Annotated in this window: 16 protein-coding genes; 10 read left to right on the top strand and 6 right to left on the bottom strand. The window is 57.0% G+C overall.

Features of this window, described 5'->3' with window-relative positions; genetic code table 11:
• Positions 1-330 precede the first annotated feature (330 nt).
• Both A985_RS27805 and A985_RS0121935 read left to right on the top strand, forming a co-directional pair.
• Positions 331-1,527 carry a DUF262 domain-containing protein gene (locus A985_RS27805; RefSeq protein WP_198288733.1) on the top strand — a complete coding sequence of 399 codons (1,197 nt, stop codon included), beginning with the start codon at positions 331-333 and terminating at the stop codon, positions 1,525-1,527.
• Between the two features lie 4 nt (positions 1,528-1,531).
• A complete protein-coding gene (locus A985_RS0121935) occupies positions 1,532-2,572 on the top strand; it encodes an MAE_28990/MAE_18760 family HEPN-like nuclease (protein ID WP_017235527.1) in 1,041 nt (346 codons plus the stop codon).
• Positions 2,573-2,817: 245 nt separating this feature from the next.
• On the opposite strand, the gene A985_RS0121930 is transcribed toward A985_RS0121935, so the two are convergent.
• Together A985_RS0121930 and A985_RS0121925 are read right to left on the bottom strand one after the other, a co-directional pair.
• Positions 2,818-3,681: a class I SAM-dependent methyltransferase gene (locus tag A985_RS0121930; protein WP_017235526.1), complete on the bottom strand. Its 864-nt coding sequence runs from the start codon at positions 3,679-3,681 to the stop codon at positions 2,818-2,820.
• 96 nt (positions 3,682-3,777) lie between these two features.
• Positions 3,778-4,671, bottom strand: coding sequence for an NAD(P)/FAD-dependent oxidoreductase (locus tag A985_RS0121925; RefSeq protein ID WP_017235525.1), 894 nt, complete (start codon positions 4,669-4,671; stop codon positions 3,778-3,780).
• A 148-nt stretch (positions 4,672-4,819) separates the two neighbouring features.
• Here A985_RS0121925 and A985_RS0121920 point away from each other — a divergent pair, with 148 nt between their 5' ends.
• The 3 genes from A985_RS0121920 (at position 4,820) to A985_RS0121910 (ending at position 6,877) form a co-directional block, all read left to right on the top strand.
• Positions 4,820-5,452 (top strand): TetR/AcrR family transcriptional regulator, encoded by a 633-nt coding sequence (locus A985_RS0121920; protein ID WP_017235524.1) that lies wholly within the window; start codon positions 4,820-4,822, stop codon positions 5,450-5,452.
• A 572-nt stretch (positions 5,453-6,024) separates the two neighbouring features.
• Positions 6,025-6,369 (top strand): helix-turn-helix transcriptional regulator, encoded by a 345-nt coding sequence (locus A985_RS0121915; RefSeq protein ID WP_017235523.1) that lies wholly within the window; start codon positions 6,025-6,027, stop codon positions 6,367-6,369.
• Positions 6,359-6,877 carry an SRPBCC domain-containing protein gene (locus A985_RS0121910; protein WP_017235522.1) on the top strand — a complete coding sequence of 173 codons (519 nt, stop codon included), beginning with the start codon at positions 6,359-6,361 and terminating at the stop codon, positions 6,875-6,877. The genes A985_RS0121915 and A985_RS0121910 overlap by 11 nt, the downstream gene beginning before the upstream one ends.
• 117 nt (positions 6,878-6,994) lie before the next feature.
• On the opposite strand, the gene A985_RS0121905 is transcribed toward A985_RS0121910, so the two are convergent.
• Both A985_RS0121905 and A985_RS0121900 read right to left on the bottom strand, forming a co-directional pair.
• The gene (locus A985_RS0121905; protein WP_017235521.1) at positions 6,995-7,885 is read right to left on the bottom strand and encodes an alpha/beta fold hydrolase; all 891 of its coding nucleotides are present in this window, start codon (positions 7,883-7,885) and stop codon (positions 6,995-6,997) included.
• Positions 7,886-8,061: 176 nt separating this feature from the next.
• The gene (locus tag A985_RS0121900) at positions 8,062-8,667 is read right to left on the bottom strand and encodes a TetR/AcrR family transcriptional regulator (RefSeq protein ID WP_017235520.1); all 606 of its coding nucleotides are present in this window, start codon (positions 8,665-8,667) and stop codon (positions 8,062-8,064) included.
• Positions 8,668-8,953: 286 nt separating this feature from the next.
• On the opposite strand from A985_RS0121900, the gene A985_RS0121895 reads away from it, so the two are divergent.
• Complete coding sequence (locus tag A985_RS0121895) at positions 8,954-10,666, top strand: SulP family inorganic anion transporter (RefSeq protein WP_026132283.1); 1,713 nt, start codon at positions 8,954-8,956, stop codon at positions 10,664-10,666.
• Between the two features lie 77 nt (positions 10,667-10,743).
• Here A985_RS0121895 and A985_RS0121890 read toward each other — a convergent pair whose 3' ends face one another.
• Positions 10,744-11,172 (bottom strand): GFA family protein, encoded by a 429-nt coding sequence (locus A985_RS0121890; protein ID WP_026132282.1) that lies wholly within the window; start codon positions 11,170-11,172, stop codon positions 10,744-10,746.
• Positions 11,173-11,611: 439 nt separating this feature from the next.
• On the opposite strand from A985_RS0121890, the gene A985_RS0121885 reads away from it, so the two are divergent.
• The 4 genes from A985_RS0121885 to A985_RS0121870 all read left to right on the top strand — a co-directional run bounded on the left by A985_RS0121885 (position 11,612) and on the right by A985_RS0121870 (position 17,036).
• Positions 11,612-12,949, top strand: coding sequence for an AAA family ATPase (locus tag A985_RS0121885; RefSeq protein ID WP_017235517.1), 1,338 nt, complete (start codon positions 11,612-11,614; stop codon positions 12,947-12,949).
• Positions 12,950-13,807, top strand: coding sequence for an HNH endonuclease (locus A985_RS27245; RefSeq protein ID WP_017235516.1), 858 nt, complete (start codon positions 12,950-12,952; stop codon positions 13,805-13,807).
• Between the two features lie 408 nt (positions 13,808-14,215).
• Positions 14,216-15,052 carry a hypothetical protein gene (locus A985_RS0121875; RefSeq protein WP_017235515.1) on the top strand — a complete coding sequence of 279 codons (837 nt, stop codon included), beginning with the start codon at positions 14,216-14,218 and terminating at the stop codon, positions 15,050-15,052.
• A 346-nt stretch (positions 15,053-15,398) separates the two neighbouring features.
• On the top strand, positions 15,399-17,036 hold the full coding sequence (locus A985_RS0121870) for an AAA family ATPase (protein ID WP_083902404.1): 1,638 nt from the start codon (positions 15,399-15,401) through the stop codon (positions 17,034-17,036).
• A gap of 319 nt (positions 17,037-17,355) precedes the next feature.
• Here A985_RS0121870 and A985_RS0121865 read toward each other — a convergent pair whose 3' ends face one another.
• Positions 17,356-18,339, bottom strand: coding sequence for a LysR substrate-binding domain-containing protein (locus A985_RS0121865; protein WP_017235513.1), 984 nt, complete (start codon positions 18,337-18,339; stop codon positions 17,356-17,358).
• Between the last annotated feature and the right edge of the window lie 147 nt (positions 18,340-18,486).

The following is an 18,486-nucleotide window of genomic DNA, read 5'->3' as shown; positions in this document are numbered from 1 at the left end:
GGCGGACGCAAATCAGGGCATCCTTTCTCGCGAAAGCCAACGCTACCGATGGGGCACCCATGCTGGGGAAGGAGGCCTTGGCGCAGAAGGCCCGGACGGCTGAGATGGCTTGGAAACAACCAGCGGACTGACGACCGTTACCGGCCATGAGCCGCCGTTCGCCAGTGCGCCGATCCGACGCTTGAATGGCTGTCACTTCCTTAATACGGGACGTTCAAGCTCCCGGTAGTGCACGTTCGAACGCTACGCTGCGGGGCTGTAGCCACTCGTCAGCTAGCCTATCAATATGTTACCGTTTCGGCTGCCATTTCTCCTTGAGACCGCGTAATCATGCAACAGTTATCGCCAACAGAACAAAAAATGTGGCGCGAAATGCCAGCAGAGTCTCGGCAAGAGTCGTCTGCCGAAGAGATAAATCAAAAATATGCAAAGCGAGAACTTCGAATTGTCACGGAAACTAACCGTGAACAACTACCGAATTTCGTTCAAGCAATACAAAGGGAGGGGTGGCTCAAGCTACAGCCATTTTATCAGCGACGACAGCGATGGGATGATAAGCGAAAGTCAAAGCTGATTGAATCTTTCATAATGAATATCCCTGTTCCACCCTGCTTTCTTTATGAGTCAGACCTTGCGCGATATGAGGTTATGGACGGGCAGCAAAGAATATCTGCTGTTGCTGATTTTTATGAAAACAGATTTAAATTAAAAGGTTTGGAGCAGTGGCCGGAGTTGAACGGATTAATCTATGATCGACTTCCATCTGAAGTCCGACGCGGGCTTGATCGGCGATCTATTTCGTATATCGTACTACTGAAAGAATCAGCCAACACTCGAGATGAGGAATTGCTACTTCGTCAGCAAGTATTTGAGCGTCTTAATACGGGCGGTGTCGAGCTTGAAAATCAAGAGGTACGTCATTGCATCTATCATAACGATTTCGACGATCTATTGATCGAGTTGTCACGCCATCCCGCGATGCGTGATGCTTGGGGTCTTGTTCGATATGAAAAAGAGGAGGATAGCAATCCGCCACAAAAACTACTATCAAACCCCCATTTCAGCAAAATGCGTGACGTTGAGTTTGTGCTGCGCTGTCTAGCACTTCGACACGCAGAGCGTTATCGGGGTGGCATGCAACGCTTTCTCGATGAATATATGGTTCGTAGTCGCCATTTTGAATCGGATGATATTCAATTTTTGCGCGATTTGTTTGTCGATACGATTGAAATTGCGCAGACGATTTTTGGCGGCAATTTGTTTAGGCCGTGGAATGTTAAAGCTGGCCACTGGGCACCAAAGCCACATATTGCCTATGCGGACGCGTTAATGGTAGCTTTAAGCGAGCGCCTTGAGCACAAGATGGTTCTGGCCAATGCGCGCGCTCAGATTGTAGCGGGCGCGAAGCGGCTTGTTGAAGAAGAGCCAGCCGGTACGTTCACTGGTCAAGGCAACACCCGCGAAGCAGTGGAAAAACGTATTGCAGCCTTCCGTAGACTGCTTGCCACGATCGTGGAAGGAAATTGACTAAATGTTTGAGTCGATTCTTTCGCGCCATGACAGCACGTTAAACGACTTGTCAGCCGTTATTGAGTGGCATGATCGCCTGCGGCAGACTATTTTTTCGGCTGCTGTAGGGCAAGGGCCGATAGCGATCGATGAAGGTGCGTTAAAAATATTGCGGAGTGACGCGCCGGATAACCTAACATGGCGGCTTTTCGATCATTGCGCGACCATAACTCGCATTTATGCGGTATTCGAGCAATGCATAATTGAGCTTGTGGAGGAGTATGCGGGCTATCTGCCGAAAATCTTTCCGAATTACGCAAAGCTCTCTGATGACGTGAGGACTAGCCATAGAGTGGGAGTGGGGCACGTCCTCATGAAATGGAGTGCTACACAACCTATATATGGGAAGATTTCCGAAATTTCGATTGCTTCCGGTTTGGTCGATGGGTTGCGTGGCGCTCCCTATGCACTTTTGTCTGACGCTTTTTTGACGGATTCTGACAATTATCGGCCGGATACGCTAAATCGTGTTTTCAAGAAGATCGGCTTTGATGATGCTTATTCGTTTGTAAAAAATTCATCAGAGGTTATTGATTTTTGCTTCAAAAAGCTATTGGGGGAGCACACCGCAGAATCCTACCTAAATAAATTTGTCAGGGATCGGAATGATGCGGCTCATGGCGACGTATCAGAAATAGCCAACCTCGATGCTCTTAGGAATTATGTATTGTTTTCAACATTGGTTACGAAAACTCTGGCAAACCTGTTGCGGAGCAGTTTAATTAAAAATGGAGTCTCCTCTGGTGTCACGCTGGAAATCGGGGATGTGGTTCGCCGTTTCTCGAATAATATAGTTGGCGTTCGCGCGACAGGCACCTCGAAGATTTCTATTGGCCAGCAGCTATATGTTGGAAAAAAAACCATCGAGCCGGTGACCGTCGTGAGTCTGCGTGTAGGCCAGACTGATTCAGCTGAGGTCCAACTTGCCCCTGGCACGGAGTTCGGTGCATGCTTAAGTAAAAAGGTAGCCGAAGCGTCGAAGCTCTATGCGACGACCCTTTGAATAACGACAAGACGTGAACGACCACATGTACCGTTGAAGCGGTCGTCTAGTTCAGGCAGGGCGGAATGACAGAGATGGGTCGGAAACCGACCGTCATGAGCGACGGCAAGCGGCCATCAAGCGCCACTACTCTTTTTGCCCTCAATGGCTAATCAGCGCCGCGTTTCGGTCGTTCGGCGCTCAAGGTAGACCCTCCCCGAGACACGAGGAATTGCCGGTTCTGACACAATGGTCGACGTAACCTGTCAACGTGCGGGATTGCGTGCATTGACGACCCACGCCGCGCCGTTGATCATCACCGACCGCTCACCGGGGAGGCTCTCGAAGGCGGCACGAACTGCGGCCGCGGCGCGGGCGCGGAGGTCGTCGGGCTGATCAGCGAGCACACGCGACAGCGGGCCGACCTCGAGCGTCATCTTCACCGCGACGTCGATCGCAGCGTCCCGCGTTTCGCCCTCACCGAATGGGACGGACGCGTCGAAGGGCATGATAGCGATATCGGTGAAGCCGGCCGCCGTCAGGATGCGCGCCACGCGCGCTCGGTCGCCGAACGAAAACGGGCCGGGCGCTTCGGGATCGGGCAGCGCGCTCGGCGGGAGAATGCCCTTGAGCGCGCCCACCGGTAGGCGCATCCAGTCGTTCTCGGCCGCCCCGCGCCAGCAGACAAAAGCGACCCGCCCGCCAGGCCGGAGTGCGCGTCGCATGTGGGCGAACGCCGCTGTCGGATCGTCGAAGAACATCACGCCGAAACGCGAGAACAGGATGTCGAACGCGCCTTCGGGCAGCTCTGCGCTGCTGGCGTCGGCCACCTGAAACAGGGCCGGCGTATCGTGGCGCGCAAGCGCGCGCGCTCGCTCGATCAGCGGCTCGGATATGTCCACGCCCAGCACTTGCCCCCCCGCGCCAACGCGGGCGGCCAGAGCCAGACTCGATGCGCCCGCGCCGCAACCGATGTCCAGCGCGCGCTCACCCGTCGCGGGCGCGGCGGCTTCTATCGCAGCCTGGCCAAACACCGCCACCAGAGCGTCGAGCCGGGCCTGGTTGGCGACCCAGCGCTCACCGCTTTGACCATTCCAGTCACCCACCTGATCAGCACTTTGCTTTGCCATGTCGTCTCCTTGACTCGACGATCCGCTCTTCACTGCGCCGATCTACGCCAACCTTTTCGAAGGCGACGACGCAATGGGAGAAGGGAATCCGTGCTCTCAAACCACCATCGACTGCTGGGCGAAGATGCCCGCCAATGCGCCCTGCGAGGATGCCTGGGTGATCGATGGCAAGAAGGGCGTGGCGAGGTCGCCAGCGGCGTAGATGCCGGGCATGCTGGTTTGGCGGCGCTCGTCGACCTTGAGTACGATGCCGGTGGGCGTATCGACCGTGACGAGGCCCAGAGATGTATGCAGGCTTGCGGACGGCTTATTGCGCGGATGGGCGAAGAGGACGTCGACCGAGACATTGCGACCAGTATCGAGATTGACGGTGGTGATATGGCCCTTCTGGTGGGCGATCTCGACGATCCGTCCATCGACGAGAGGTATGTTGCGGCGCGTCAGATCGGCCTCGATATCGGGCGCGATGTCATGACCATCGGTGAGGACAGTCAACTTGTCAGTCCAATCGCGGAACAGCTTGGCAGATTGGTACGACTGCGGGCTGGACCAGACGAGGCCCCAATGCTGGCCGGCGACTTCAAAGCCGTCGCAATAGGGGCAGGGCACGATGGACGTGCCCCAGCTTTCGGCAAAGCCCGGAACATCAGGCATCTGGTCGGCGACGCCATAGCTCAGGATCAGGCGGCGCGCCCTCAAGCTTTCGTGATCGTCAGTGACGACACAGAAATCGTCGATGGCCCCAGACACGCTTTCGGCCCGGGCATTGATGAGGCTGATCGTTGGATAGCGCACCAGTTGCTGCCGCGCCTCGACCAGGATGTCCAGCGGCGGTTTGTGATCGTGGCCGAGCAGGCCATGTGAGTGGCCGGCAAAGCGGTTACGCGGCCGGCCGGTATCGAGAACGGTGACCTTGCGGCGGGCACGGCCAAGCTGCAGGGCGGCGGCGAGGCCGGCAAAGCTGCCGCCTATGATGATGACGTCATTCATGGTGATGGGCTCCGTGTTGTGAATAAGGGGTGGGCCCCGGGGACGCCTGATCTGGACAACCGGTTGAAACCTGCCCTTGGCTTGCACATTGCGATACTATACGGTATCGTATTAACATATTTCAATACTGTCAAGTACCATAATTATCGTGACCGAAAATAGCCAGAGCCGGCGCGGCCGGCCCGCCAACGAGGCACTTCGTCAAACGATCGTCGACGCGGCCTGCGAACTCTTTGTGGAATTGGGTTTTCAAGCGACGACCATGGACAAGGTCGCGCAGCGGGCGAAGATATCCAAGCTCAGCATCTATCGGCACTTCGAGAACAAGGAGGCGCTGTTCAGCGCGGCCATGGTGGCCCGCTGCGATGAGTTTGCACCGCAGGCCCTTTCTGACGGCGTCGACGGTTCAGCCGAAGATCAGCTCATGGCGATGGGATCATCCCTGCTTCGCACGCTGTTGAGCCCGGACGTCCGCAGTGTCGAGGCCATGGTCTTGGCCGACAAGACGAATCAAAAGGCGTTAAGCAAGCTCCACTACGAGGCCGGGCCTGCCCATGTCATCGCCCACATCGAGGCCGTGTTGCGTCAGTTGCACGAGAAGGGGATGCTGAACGTACCCGATGCGCACCTGTCCGCCCGCTTGTTTGCCGCGCTTTTCAAAGGGGCCGATCTCCTGCTGATCGCACGCTTCGATGAGGCGAGAGCAGAGGACGACAACGAAATCGAATCCTATTGCCGGTCGGCCGTCGCCATGTTTATCGCCGCGCACGGTGGCATCTGAGGGTGCGCTATCGCGGTCGATGAAGAACACGCCGTTCGCCCCGAGCAATCTATTTATGATGCGTTGACGAGCCTGATGGGCTAGGCTCATTGCATTAGCGAAAAGCCGCGCGCGGGCAGGCAAGCAGGCGGGCAGAGCCCTCTTTACACACGATAGCGGTCGCTACTGCGGCCTGAGCGGAACGACAGAGAAGGGTCGCAAGCAGATGCTTGTGATAGGACGCAATCGGCCAGGAAGCGCATCGGACGTGGCTCCTGTCGGCAACAAGTCAAACGACGACTTTGCGTCCGCCATCGGCCATTCGACAACGCATTCTGATCGCTTGATTGTTTCAATCAGTTGGCACCGGTGCAGTCGCGTGACTTGGCGTGTGCTTATCGTTTCCTTATCAACGGGTCTTCATGCGCGAGCCGCGTCAAGACGTCGGCGAATATGCGCCGGCTTTCCCCAAAAGACAGCAGCCAACGACCTGCGCATCGTAGGCGAGGTCGCCCGACACCGCGAACGCGCGCCCAACATGCCCCCAAGACTCGCTATTGCACCTCCCGATAAGCTCGCGTATAGTTAGCCAAATGGATAACTATGGAATTGCGCTGAACTCGGTCTTTCACGCACTGGCAGACCCTACGCGCAGGGCAGTTATTCAACGGCTCGGCGTGGGGCCCGCGACGGTGAGCGAGTTGGCAGAACCCTTCGACATGGCTCTGCCGTCGTTCATGAAGCATGTGCGGGTACTGGAAGACACCGGGTTGATTCACTCGAGCAAGACCGGCAGAACTCGCACGTGCATGCTCGATCGCCAGAATCTGGCGGCCGCCGAACGGTGGTTTGCCGAGCAGCGCGCGATCTGGGCAAGCAGGTACGACAACCTCGACAACCTGTTAGAAAAACTCCAAGGACAAGACAATGAAAGCTGACCTTCGATTTGATTTCGTCGTCGATATGGAAAAAAACAGCATCACGGTGAAGCGGGAATTCGCAGCAGGACGCCAACTGGTGTGGGATTGCCATACAAAGCGCGAATTGCTCGATCAATGGTTCGCGCCCAAGCCGCTCACCACCCGGACAAAGCACATGGAGTTCAAGGAAGGCGGCTATTGGCACTACGCCATGACGACGCCTGACGGGGAATCATTCTGGAACCGTCTGGACTACCAGGCAATCAATCCGATCGATGGCTACGTAGCGCTCGACGGTTTTTGTGATGAATCGGGCGTCGTGAATCCGAGCCTGCCGAGGGCACGCTGGGACGTCGCTTTCGCCGATGCGAAGGAACGGACCCTTGTGACCACCGTTGTGCTCTACAACTCGCCGGCAGATGTGCAAAAAGCTATCGAGATGGGATTGAAAGACGGTCTGGCTGCCACTCTCGAACGACTCGACGAGCTGCTGCTCACCATCGTACCGTCAGAAGCGCGTGCATAAGGACTACCGCAAGCCCCTGGCCAGCAGCGGAGAAATCCATCACTTTCCGCGCTTGGCCAGACGTCGACATGGCGATCAACGCCACCCATTGCCGACGAGCGGCAGATCATCCGTCATTCAAACTGAAGCAAAAAACCTCGCCAAGGCGTGCGCTACGGCCTCAGGCTGTTCCTCTGGCTGAAAGTGTCCGCAATTCACGATGGTCTCCCCGCTCACCTCATCTGCGAATGGGCGGAGTGCAGCCGACATATCCGGGATCGACCCCTGGTCTGCACTGAGGCCGAGTACCGGCATCTTGAGCTTCCGTTCGTGCGAAAGCGCGCGGTTCTGTTCGGCCGAGAGGGCCGCGGCGCGATAGAATGCGAGCCCCGCGCGCATTCCGCCAGGCGCGCAGTAGGTCCTCAGATACTCGGCAATTTCGTCCTCGCCGTAACATGCCGGATTGGCCGCCTTGCTCCAGAAGAACCATTCGAGATAGGCTCTTTCCCGACCGCCAAGCAGAATCTCCGGAAGATCTGGGACCGCGTGAAAGGAGAAATGCCAGGTCTTCCACGACAGCTTGGAAGACGACGGCAGCATGTCCGGCAGGGTGATGCCTGGGATGCCCGCATCCATTAGCGCCAGCGCCTCGACTTCCTCGCTGAATAGGTGCGCGTATGGAAACGCAACCCATGCGCCGACGTCGTGCGCGGCGATACTGTATCGCTTGATGCCGAGATGATTCACAAGGTCGTGCACACGTTGTGCGACGGTTTGCGTGTCATAGCCGTCGAGCGGTCGATCACTATCGCCTTGGCCCGGCAAGTCGATGGCGACGACACGAAAGTCGTTGCCAAGCAACGGCATGACCTTACGCCACGCGTACCAACTCTCGGGAAAGCCGGCGATGAGGACGACGGTACGTTCTGCCGGCGCGCCACCGTCGACATAGTGGAAACGCAGACCATTCACGGTAGCAAATCGATGTTCAAAACCGGCGGGGGCGGCCGGCAGTACGCCATGTATCATGACGGAGTCCTTTTCGAATAGCGCAGCGCGACGGTCATCGCAGTCAGTGCGACCACGCCGCATACGCTGCCGGTGTATGAACAGATGGAAGGGTCGGCGCTGCCGTCGCTACGCGGTAAGCCGCGACTGGAGGTGAGTCCGACCGGCACGAGCGCAAAAAATTTGGCGGTTCATGGTCACTCCAGGACTTTGAGTGCTAGGGCAACAAATGCGTCCGCATCGTCGCTAAATGCACCGGCTTTTCCGAGCACGCGCATGCCCTGCAACAGTGCAAGCAACACATCTGCCACGGTCGCGGGATCGCTTGCGGTAGTGATCGAGCCGTCGGCCTGCCCTTGGGCCACCAGTCTGGCCAATAGATCTCGACGCTGCGCAAGCTGGCCCCGCAACGCATCGCCGACCCGAGAGAATTGAGGCAGCTCGGCGATGCCCGCCACCAGCAGACAGCCGAGTTTGCCCTCCTTTCCTTGGCTAAGCCGGGCATATAGGCCAAGCAGCGATGCGATGCTGGCGCGTGCGTTCTCCGCGCCTTTTATCATGGCGCTGACCTCCGCCTCGCGCCGGGCGATATAACGCTCGAGCGCTTTGGCAAAGATCCCTTCCTTGTCCAGATACGCCTTGTAAAGGCTGCCGGCCGTCAGGCCGGTAGCCTGCTGGAGATCGCTAATTCCTGTGGCCGAATATCCCGAAGCACTGAATAGCGCGATGGCGCGACTAAGCACTCGCTCTTCGTCGAATTCTCTAGGCCGCCCCCGGGGCCGGCTTGCAACAGCCTGGATCATCTTTATCGCGCTTATTTAGGAAACGATCACATCCTAAATTCTCTTTCTCACGTTGTCAATCGGCCGGCAGACAGGCTATCTCGAGGCCTGGCAGGATGGGCATGCGGAGCGCCTATCGCGTCGAATTCGCCGGGACAACGGACGCATGCCGCCGGCAAGACTCAACTTGCGAGTGCCATAACGAACTCGAGGAATCTCGTTCCGAACAAATCCGGCGATAATGGCCCGTCAGCGTGTGACGCCTTGACGGTTATCAACCGCCGTATATTCGATAACGCCCCTCGATATGACTATCGATACCGGCCATGCCGCCGCCGTACAGCTTCAGAAGCCATCCACCTATACGAGTTCGGTCGAGCCACCTCCCCCGCGACGGGTTCGTATTGGGCGTGACGTACTGGCCGGCGTTTCAATAGCAGGACTCTTGCTGCCTGAGGCCATTGCCTACGCGGGTATCGCTGGACTGCCACCGCAGGCGGGCCTGATTGCGCTGCTCACCGGGCTTGTCGTCTATGGGCTAACGGGCAGTAGCCGATTCGCGATCGTATCGGGAACATCCTCATCCGCAGCCGTGCTTGCCGCCACGGTGGGGGCCGGCGACGGGGGCATCGGTGCGCAGCTCGCCTACGCCGCCGCCCTCGTCGCGGCGACTGGCATTCTTTTTCTGCTGGCCGGCGCGTCGCGTTTGGGCGCCATGTCGGACTTTGTCTCGAAGCCGGTCTTGCGCGGTTTTGCGTTCGGCCTGGCGCTGACGATTGCCATCAAGCAATTGCCGGCCATACTCGGCGTGCACTCGCATTACACCGATACGCTGCGAATCGCTTTCGATCTCGCGCATCAAGCGCCAAGTTGGAATTTCTATAGCGCGGCGCTGGGGGCGGCTGCGCTTGCCATCCTTTTCGGGCTGGGCCGAAGTGCCCGCATGCCGGCGACGCTGGCGGTGATTGTGCTCGGCATCGCGTTGGGGTACCGGATCGACTGGCATGCACATGGCATTGGCACCGTTGGCGCGATCGATTTTCACGATATGACGGTCGGCCTGCCACGGTTCGACCGCTCACAGTGGCTGCAAACGGCGGAACTCGCGTTTGCGCTGATGCTGATTCTGTATGCGGAATCGTACGGGTCGATCCGCAGCTTCGCGCTAAAGCATGGCGATGTCGTGTCGGCTAACCGGGACCTCATGGCGCTCGGCTGCGCAAATCTTGTCTCCGGATTACTGCACGGGATGCCGGTGGGTGCAGGCTACTCGGCGACTTCCGCCAACGAAGCCGCCGGCGCGCAGACCCGCTTCGCGGGGATATTTGCCGCAGCGGTCATTGCGCTGATCGTGCTGATGCTGTTACCGCAGTTGTCTCGCACGCCCGAACCGGTGCTTGCTGCGATCGTCATTTATGCCGTCAGTCACTCACTGCACCCGGACGTGTTCAAGCCATACTGGACGTGGCAACGCGACAGACTGGTCGTAATAGCGGCGCTGCTGGCTGTGCTCGTGTTTGGCATACTTCACGGCTTGCTGGTCGCCATCGGGGTGAGCCTTCTGCTAACACTGCGCAACTTGTCTGAGCCGGCGGTCTCGGTGCTCGGGCGCCTGAGAGATAGCCACGATTTCGTCGACGTCTCCGCGCACACGGATGCAACCCCCATCCCCGGCATCACGATCGTGCGGCCAGAGGTACCCCTCTTCTTTGCCAATGCCGAACGCGTGCTCAGTAAGGTGCGTTTAATGCTGCGGGGGCAGTCGACGCCGGTGCAGACGGTAATGCTGAGTCTCGAGGAAACACCCGATGTCGATAGTTCAGTGATCGAAGCACTGCGCATCTTCTCCGCCGAATTGACGTCGCGTGGACAGCGGCTGCTCCTGGTGCGGCTCAAACCGCGCGCGCTTGCGGTGCTTGAGCGAGCCTCCGACGAGACGCTGCCGCGTAGCGCGCTATGGGAGTTGAGCGTCGATAAATGCGTGCAGTCGATTGCGGGTGAAATGGACCAGAAGGGCTGACGATAACGGCGGAGAAGTTTGTGGATTCAACCTTGAGTAGTCCTTCGCTCGTTTGTGTGTCGACGTACTCAGCCAGACTAACCAACGTAAGTCGGTCCGTCCCATCCATCGAGGTACTTCGGCAGTTTGTCATCCACGTCGATGATCCTATGCCGATAGAACAGATGCATCGTCGCCCGCATTGGTTCGGGCAACTCACCGCCCGCCGCCCGAGCAACAACGCTGTTGGGAATGACTAACATGCCGAGGCGGTTCGTGCCAAACACTGTTTCGCCGCAATGGGGGCAGAATGCGCGCGACAGTTGCTTTGTCGGGTGTGCAAATTTCGAGAGGCTACCGCTGACAACCGCGACTTGCTCGGGTAGCCATGCAGTTGCCGACAACATTGAAGTCCCATAGAAATCTCGGCAGGACTGGCAATGACAGTTCGCTCTTGCTTCCGGTTGGCCGTTTAACTGGATATTGACGGCGCCACACAGGCACCGCAGGGAATTTGGTTCGGTCATATTGGCTCCGAGTTGTGCGTCGGAAGTATATATAGTCGAATGCTGCCTTTGAGCAAGGCGGGCTGTCCCCTGCCGGCCATGAGCGGACGACTTGCGTTGTATGACCGAACGGCCGCTTTCGGCTGGTTCTGCTGTTTGACCGGGTGTTAGCCCACAGAGTGACGCTCCCCATCAAGAAGAAGATGTCAAAAACTTAGGATGCGATTTAAAATTCGGACTCTTACTGGGGATCGGAATGCCACTTCAAATATATTTAGACGCTGTTCCGCCGGGCGCGCTGCTCGCAAACTCAGTGGTATTGAGGTCAGACAACTGGGACGATTACTCACATAAGACGCTCTTCTCTGTCACGCTTTACACTGACTCTGGCGTTGGGCTTTCCTTGGGTGCTGTCAAAATCGGCTATACGGGGCAAGGATACGTCCGCTCTCGCGAGTCAATGCCTTCTTCTTTAGTCGAGATGCCGGAGAACTACTTCTCTCTCGGGCAAGAGCCGGAGTATTACCAGCGCTTAATGACGGTGCCTGCGACTCTGCGCAATGAGTATTTGAGATGCATGCGTGACGTGGTCGCTGATCCCGTGCGAGAGCAGTTAGCGGCGCAGGAATCTGTGTTCTCTACCTCGCTACTGCGCAGCGTAAGCCGTACGGCAATTGACGGTCAGTTCCGTCGCATCTTGAGTGGCGGGGCCGTTCTTACATCGTATCGCTTCTACTATACGGCCCCGATGGGCAGCGACGACGGTGAGATGCAGCTCGCCTTTGAAGTTACGCCTAACTCGTTGCCGCCGACGAATATACACGTCGTTATCGGACGGAATGGGGTAGGTAAAACGACGCTCTTGAACTCGATTGTCGAGGCGATAGTTCATCAGGAACATGCTGATACCCTTGGTCGCTTCGAGATCGCTTCTGAGTCGTGGCTACCCAAGGTACCGATGCCACCTAGCTATTTCAGCAGCGTCACGTCCGTCGCCTTTAGCGCATTTGATCGATTCAACCCCTTACCGGATCAGCGAGACAAGTCCCAAGGTGTCGGGTACGTGTACATTGGGCTGAAGAAGAGATCCGCAAACTCGCCCAACCATCACGTTTTTAAAGACCCCGATGAGCTCGTCGATGATTTCCTGAAGAGCCTTGGTGTATGTCTAAGCATGGACATTAAGCGCGAACAGTGGAAAAACGCGATCAAGGTATTAGAGTTTGATGAGAATTTCGCCGAGATGAGCCTCTCTATGCTGGCCGACGACACCCATGATAAAACCGAGATTAATCGATACGCCGAGCAAGTTTTCAGAAATATGAGTTCGGGTCACAAGATCGTCTTGTTGACGGTGACTAAGCTAGTGGAGACCATCGAAGAGAAAAGTCTCGTCCTGTTGGACGAACCCGAGAGTCATCTTCCCCCGCCTCTTCTTTCGGCGTTCACCCGCGCGCTTTCGGAACTGCTCACGGCGCGAAATGCTGTCGCATTGATCGCCACCCACTCTCCAGTCGTTCTGCAAGAAGTACCCCGCTCGTGCGTCTGGAAGATTAACCGCTTTCGCGACTCCACCAAGGCCGAGCGCCCAGAAATGGAAACGTTTGGGGAAAATGTAGGGTCGTTAACTAGAGAGATCTTCGGCCTCGCGGTCAGAAAATCGGGCTTTCATGACTTGCTTGCAAAAGCAGTTGAGCAAGTTGGCGATTTTGAACAAATTCTAAAACACTACGAAAATCAAATCGGGCTTGAGGGCCAGGCAGTCCTCCGAGCACTTCTCGCCGCACGGGGTCAATAGATGCGAGCAATAAAAAAACCCGTCTACCCAAAAAATTTTGTTTTTCAAACTTGCACCGGTAGCGTTACCGACGTTTCGCTTCAAAAGCGGCTCTCCGACATCGCGGGGTACATGGATGCGCAGGCGAAGTACTATGACGATCAAGCCAGCACGGGTGTATTGCACACGGTGCAGCCGACCACCGCGCAGGATAAGGATGTAATAACCGGTGAAGTCACTAAGGCGGAACTGAAAAACCTGTACGATCGCGAAATGATTCCTCGGTTGAAGCCCGCTCGCAAAATTTACGACGAACTTCGGTTGTCTGCACCGAATGGCAGATGTCCGACGTGCGGCATCGGACAAGTATTTACGATCGACCATTTCCTTCCAAAGTCGAAATTTCCATCGTTTTCCGTGCTCCCGGAAAACTTGGTTCCTTCCTGCCGTGACTGCAATACAGGGAAATCGGCCGCTGCCGCGAACGACGCACAGAGCTTTCATCCTTACTATGACGCGAAGCAGCTATCAGAGGAGCAATGGCTTTTTGCTGAGTTGCTAAAGACAGACCCCGTTAGCGTCAAATATTTTGTTCGTGCTCCGCAAAATTGGGATGATTTCCAATCTCGTCGAGCCGCGAATCATTTCCGCGAATACAAGCTCGCGCAGAGATTCGGCAGCCTGGCTGGTGAAGAGCTAAGTACTCTGACACTGACATTCACCGATCCTTATCCGATGAAGCCGAATGAAGTGTGGGACGCGTTGAATCGACGCTTGACCGCCGAGCGCGACAAACGCAGCAACTCGTGGCAAATCGCGCTCCTCGAAGCGCTTCGCGACAGCGAGTGGTTTTGCGCTTTAGGATTTACTCAGTCGTGACGGGGGAACTTGTTGAGTGGCGGACTTGAGGGTTTTGACCTTCAAACGTTAATGCCGTGATGTATCTCAAGGCGTTTATGAATGCTTCGAGCGCCTCCCTGTCCGTCTTCATAGGCGGTACGGTACGGGCGTGCACGGTCGCTCACGGCAATAATCCGCGTCCATTCTGCGGGAAGTTGAGTGTCCGGTACGGGGCTCGCGAACTGTCCCAGCCAGTGCGATGAAGTAACGTTTGTCAGTCTACAGACCAACTGCATTGAGGATCGGGGAAAACACAATGCCACGGTATTTGTCCGAATTCTTCGCAGCAGCGCAGCTACGCCGGCAAACTACCGCGGGATTGCTTATCGCAGCGGTTCGCTACCCCATCGGATTCAAAAATCAAATTCCAACCGGGAAAGGAACACCATGGCAGACTTCGTCATCACCACGGTATCGTCAGCTGCCTTGGTAAGCGTGACTGGATATGCTTTTCGCGACTGGATAACTGCAAAAATCAAGGGGGCAATTGAGCATGAGTACAACGCTCGACTTGAATCAGTCAAGGCAGAGAATTCAGGAAAGCTGGAAGAGCTAAAGGCTCAACTGGCTCAGCAGGCATCGATGCTGACGCTTGCTCACAAGTCGCTGAGTGACTACGCCCAACCGTTCCACCAGCGACGCTTGGATGCTTTGTCCGGACTTTGGGAAGCGTTTCTTCTAGCGAGTTCGATTACGCCAGCCGTTGTATCTGCACGATGGGACATTCTTGAACCCTCGGAATATGCGGAGGGAATCCGGAGAGGAACCCTTTTCGAACTGACGGACAAGACAGTCACGGACGCTATTTCTCGGACCGAACACGCGGAGAATTATCGCCCATTTGTCGGTGAGTCGATCTGGGCGTTTTTCTTTAGCTACCGAGCACTCCTCGGACGTATCAGCTTTCTGTACTCCCAGGGGTTCAAACACAAGAATCTCAAACCGTGGTTCGAGGACGGGTCTGTCCTCTTTCTGCTCAAAAATCTTTTCAGCGAAAACGAACTAACGCAGCTCGTAGGCCACCGGGTAGGTAAGTTCAACGCGATTCGCCAGGCGACGCATGCTAAATTTGCCAGGATGATAATGGCGGCCGCGTCAGCCCGGGCGGAGACGGAGGAACACCTCAAGAAGGCGCACGAACTGGTTCTCGCTGTGAGCCAGATCCAGGTCGATCAGGACCGGGGAGCATCTGCAACTGGCGGCGCACCCAAGCCGGACGACTGACCCGAGATTGCCGCTCACGACCGTGCTGGCCAACTGCGATCGCTGGGCTGCGAGAGATACAGACGTTTGAGCACTCTTCATCCGAAAGCTGTCGTTTACCCGGCGCATCGTCGAACGGCAGAAGTGGGTCGGATTCAGCCGATCGCGTCGGGCAGTGATCGGCCAGTTTGAGACGTTCGTGGGCGCCGCATCGACTGACCGCTCCTTGACGAAGGAACCGTTTGAAAATATGCGAGATGGATCGTTGCAATGCTTTGAGGTAGTTCGCATATGATTGCTAGCAAAAGAAGACACCGTGATCCGTTGCGGTGAGAGCCAATCATCTGCATGCAAAGGGGTTTGTTTCATGGAGTCAGGTCAGTCGAACAAGCAACTTGCCGCTATTCAAATTCCCTCGGGGCAGGGAACGGCTGTTACCGTCCCAGTCGAGGTGGGGCGTCCAGTCTTCATTCTGGGGCGTAACGGTACGGGAAAATCTGCGCTAGTAAACCGCCTGTCCGGGCAGTTCGGCCCCGGGGTTATTTACATGCCAGGTTCCCGCCCAAGTTATTTCGACAACGAAAGTCTATCTCTGACACCCGCGTCGCGCCGGAACCTTGAGCAGAACCTTCGCAGTTGGGATGCCTCACCTGATACGCGGTGGCGATCGATTTCTGGGACTTCCAGGAATGAAAAGGCAATTCACGATCTACAGGCGGCGGAGACTCAGTACAAGATTGACGCAGCGAACGAGATAAAGATTGATGGTGCGAACTCGGCAGCAGTCGCTCGGCTTCAGTCCAACAACTCGCCACTCGACCGCATAAACGCTCTTTTGGCTCAGGCAAATTTGTCCATCAGCATGTTGATCGACGGAGGCGAGCTTCGAGCAAAGCAGTCAGGCGCCACTTATAGTTACGCTCGGATGTCTGATGGCGAGCGAGCCGCACTTGTGTTCGCCGCTGAGGTAGTCGCTGCTCCGGATGACGCCATTTTCCTTATCGACGAACCCGAGCTCCACCTACACCCATCCATCGTCGTCCCTCTGCTTAAGGCCCTCATTTCCGAACGGCCAGAATGTGGCTTTGTAGTGTGTACACACGAGCTCGATCTCCCCGGCAGTTCGCCCTCAGCGAGGGTAATCCTTGTTCGCGGTAGTACGTGGCAAGGGGGGGATATCGCCGCATGGGAAGTCGATGTCTTGAACGATCCTGGTCAAATTCCTGAATGGTTGCGCGTTGACCTAATCGGCTCGCGTCGGAACATCCTGTTTATAGAGGGAACGTCGACAAGCCTGGATCAACCTTTGTATTCCCTTCTTTTCCCGTCAGTGTCAGTTCGGTCACGCGAAAGCTGCCGCGAGGTCATGCGTGCAGTAGAAGGGTTGCGTGCAGTGGAGTCACTGCATCGCGCGCAAGCTTTCGGACTCGTTGACCACGACGGAATGGGAGCGGACCGGGTGGCAGAATTAGAATCCAATGGCATCTACGCATTGCCGATTTTCGCCGTTGAAAGCCTTTACTATTCTGCAGATGCTTTAGAAGCGCTCGCCGCCAAGCAAGCGCAGATTTTCGGCTTGCCCGCGGACCAGATACTGGCCGAAGCGAAAGCGGCAGCTTTAGCGGCGCTTAAGATGAAAGGGACGGTCGAACACCTTGCCAGCCGGATCGCAGAACGTCAAATGCGGGACAAGTTGCTGCTTGCGTTGCCCGAACGGCAGTCGATGGTAGATGGAAGCGCCGGCGAAGTCGCAGTCACCATTGCGTCGCCGTATCCGGCGGAATTAGATCGTATCAACCAGTTGATTGCTGCTGAAGACGTCGATGCAGTCGTGTCTCGATATCCTATCAGGGAATCAGGGGTGCTTCACGCCCTGGCAAAAGCGTTGCATTTCAATGGGCGTTCAGATTATGAAAGAGCCGCGCTCACCCTAATCGGAGCAGACGCAAACCTTCGGACAACGCTAAAAGCCCGCCTTGGAAATCTCGCTGAAAAGTTGGCGTAACGCACGAAGTCATCCGATCGCTTGCGATTGCAGCGAGTTCGACAAACGGCCACTCAACGAGCTTGTGCGAATGACGCCTGTGGGTCGAAAACCGCCGACGGACTGACAACCGTTACCGGCCAGGAAGCCTCATTCGTGGACGCCGTCAGTCGGACGCCCGGGCGCCAGATTCTCTCTGAGGATTCAACCTGTCGTTCCCACCACTGCTGCGGGGAAATTCAGGTTTCTCCGCTAGTCGATGCAACCCTGCAACCTGCATCCACCATCTGGATCGAGACCGTCTCCAGCTCCCTCACGGTCGCTACAACACACGGCCACCTTAAATCCGCGCCACCTTTGCCGCTTCGCTAAGGCAGGCACGAAACAGCGCGGTGGCTGGCGTGTCGTCGGCATCGGCGCGCCATGTGGTGCTGACCGGGCCGAGCGCGGCACCGAGGCTCAATGGCAGAATCTTCAGCACACCACCCTCCTCGTGATGCCGCGCCAGCGAGCGCGGCAGCAGACCCAGCACCGGATACGACTGCAGCATGCCCACGTTGGCGTCGATCACCACCGACTCGATGGTGTTGATCGGCGTACCCACGCCGTGCGCCTCCAGTACCGACAGCAGATGCCGGTACATGGGCGCACCGGCACTCGGCACGATCCACGCCAACCCTGCCAAGTCGGCCCACTTGATGCGCTTGCGAGATGCCAGCGGGTGCGTGCGCGCCACCACGATGACCGTCGGGTCGTCGAACAACGGCTCGCTGGTGAATTCCGGCGCGGACAGTCCCCGCGCGAGTCGCCCAACGATCATATCGAGTTGACCCACGCGCAGCGCCGGCAAGAGTTGATCCAGCGTGCCTTCGTGCAGGCACACCGTAGCCGTCGGCGAACGCTGCTTAAACAGCGCCACGGCCGCCGGTATCAGGATCGGCGCGGCCACCGACAGCACGCCCACCTCGACGCGGCCACCAACACCGCTGGTCATCGCGTGCAACTCCTCACTGGCACGCTGGGCGTGCAGCAATAGTTCGCGCGCGTGGCGGATCAGGCACTCGCCGTAGGTCGTGGGCCGGATACGGCGTCCATCACGCTCGAACAGCGGCACACCGATCCCTTTTTCCATCTCGTTGAGCATCTTCGAGACGGCCGGCTGCGTCACGTGCAGTGCCTCGGCGACCTTGCCGACCGTCTGGCGATCGGCGAGTGCCACGAGCAACTGCAGGTGCCGCAGTTTCAACTGGCGCGAAAAATACCCATCAATCGCACTACGTTCGAGCGACGCACCAGGCGATGCGCCGGAGGTTGCGGAAGCCATCGATTCATAACCTTGAATTTATGATTTGGAGGCAATATCTCATTGGACGGTAACGAAGTAAATCCACACAATCGTGATGGCTTGCCACACGGACGGCCCTGAGCGCCCTAGTGGCGGCCACAACAACACAAACACGAGACATGGCAG

Source organism: Pandoraea sp. B-6, assembly GCF_000282835.1.
In the GTDB taxonomy this organism is placed as follows: domain Bacteria; phylum Pseudomonadota; class Gammaproteobacteria; order Burkholderiales; family Burkholderiaceae; genus Pandoraea; species Pandoraea cepalis.
Note: the sequence above shows the minus strand (reverse complement) of the source record. Positions and strands in the feature narration are given on the sequence as shown.